A 1,924-nucleotide genomic window follows, 5' to 3' on the forward strand; every position below is an offset into this window, starting at 1 on the left:
TCGGTGACCTGGTTGTAGATCGCGCGGCGTTCGGCCATGAGCCCGCGGATCTTCCGGTCGGCGTGCATCACCGTGGTGTGGTCGCGTCCGCCGAAATGCTGGCCGATCTTCGGCAGCGACAGGTCGGTCAGTTCTCTGCACAGGTACATCGCGATCTGGCGGGCGGTGACCAGGACCCGGCTGCGGGATGTGCCGCACAGGTCTTCCATGGACACACCGAAGTACGTCGCGGTCGCGTTCATGATCCCAGCGGCCGTGATCTCGGGGTCGGCCGCATCCGGGATGAGGTCGCGTAGGACGATTTCGGCCAGGGTCCGGTCGACGTGCGACTTGTTCAGGCTTGCGAACGCCGCGACCCGAATCAACGCGCCCTCCAGCTCGCGGATGTTGCGCTCGATGTGCGTGGCGATGTACTCCAGCACGTCGCCGGGGACGGGCAGTCGCTCGGTCGCGGCCTTCTTCGACAGGATCGCGATCCTGGTCTCCAGATCCGGCGGGGTGACGTCGGTGATCAGACCCCACTCGAACCGGCTGCGCAGCCGGTCCTCCAACGCGGACAGCTGCTTGGGGGACCGGTCGGAGGAGATGACGATCTGCTTCTCGGTGTCGTGCAGGACGTTGAAGGTGTGGAAGAACTCCTCCTGCGTCCGTTCCTTGTTCTCCAGGAACTGGATGTCATCGACGAGCAGCACGTCGGCGTCGCGGTAGCGACGTTGGAACGCCTGCTGGCGGTCATCCCGGATGGAGTTGATGAAGTCGTTCGTGAACTCCTCCGAGCTCACGTACTTCACTCGTGACTCCGGGTACAGCTTCAGGGTGTAATGACCGATCGCGTGGAGCAGGTGCGTCTTACCGAGCCCCGAGTCGCCATAAATAAACAGAGGATTGTACGCCTTGGCCGGTGCCTCGGCGACGGCCACCGCCGCCGCGTGTGGGAACCGGTTGCTGTCGCCAATGACGAACGTCTCGAAGACGTACCGGGGGTTCAGCCGCGCCGGTTCGTATGACCGGGGTGCCGGGTCGCGGCCGAGCCCCGGGGTGATCCGGGCGGCAGGGACTGCGGTGGCCGTCGGCTCCGGCAGCGCGATCGGCCCGGTCATCGGCTCCGGGTCGGGCAGGTGCTCGACGGTGACCGCGACGCGGATTTCTCGTCCATAGGCTGTGGACAAAGCTGTGGACAGAAACGATCGGAGGCGTGAGTCGAGCAGGTCCTTGGTGAACTCGTTCGGCGCGGCGAGCAGCGCTGTGTCCTGGACGAGGCCGAGCGGACGGGTCAGTCGCAGCCAGGCCCGCTGCTGCGCCGACAGGGTGCCGTCCGCGACGCCGGCGACAGCCTGCCCCCACACGGCGGACAGGTCCGGTTCGCCGGCAGACACCCGGCCTGACATCCCGGCGAATGGGTCGGCGCTAAGGTCGGTCACGAGCGAGGCTCCTCCGGACGGTCGAACGGTCGGGGCGGTCAGCTGTCGGCGTGCCCCACCGAGGGGATAGTTCTCCACATGGTCGTCCACAAGCTGTGTACGACCATGACACCCCACCCGGCATGGTGCCCCGCCGGTGCCCCGCCGGTACCCCGGTCGGCGGCGATCGCGGCCCGTCCCGCTCGAGTGGCGTGAGACTTGATAGTCTCAGGCATCGAGTTGTGGCGACCGTGCGCTGTTCGGTGTGTTCCGGCGTGTCCCGCGTTACCACTGCCGTCCTCGTTTGTCCTTTGCCCGTCCGGCGTCCGGAGTCTTCTGTGAGCAAGCGCACCTTCCAGCCGAACAATCGCCGGCGTGCCAAGACGCACGGGTTCCGGCTTCGGATGCGGACCCGCGCCGGTCGCGCGGTGCTCTCGGCCCGTCGCCGTAAGGGTCGTAGCGAGTTGTCCGCCTGAGATTCATCGCGCCGCGATCTCTCCCGCGTCATGCTGCCCGTTCGGAAC

General features: G+C 66.8%; 2 protein-coding genes. One reads left to right on the plus strand and one right to left on the minus strand.

Annotated features, from left to right (window positions below):
- Positions 1-1,421: chromosomal replication initiator protein DnaA (gene dnaA, locus U9980_RS21765; protein WP_322769623.1), on the minus strand; the 1,421-nt coding region annotated here is incomplete at its 3' end.
- Positions 1,422-1,738: 317 nt separating this feature from the next.
- On the opposite strand from dnaA, the gene rpmH reads away from it, so the two are divergent.
- Positions 1,739-1,876: a 50S ribosomal protein L34 gene (gene rpmH / locus U9980_RS21770; RefSeq protein WP_013871596.1), complete on the plus strand. Its 138-nt coding sequence runs from the start codon at positions 1,739-1,741 to the stop codon at positions 1,874-1,876.
- The last annotated feature ends 48 nt before the right edge of the window (positions 1,877-1,924 follow it).

Source organism: Protofrankia sp. Cr1 (assembly GCF_963555865.1).
Lineage (GTDB): Bacteria > Actinomycetota > Actinomycetes > Frankiales > Frankiaceae > Protofrankia.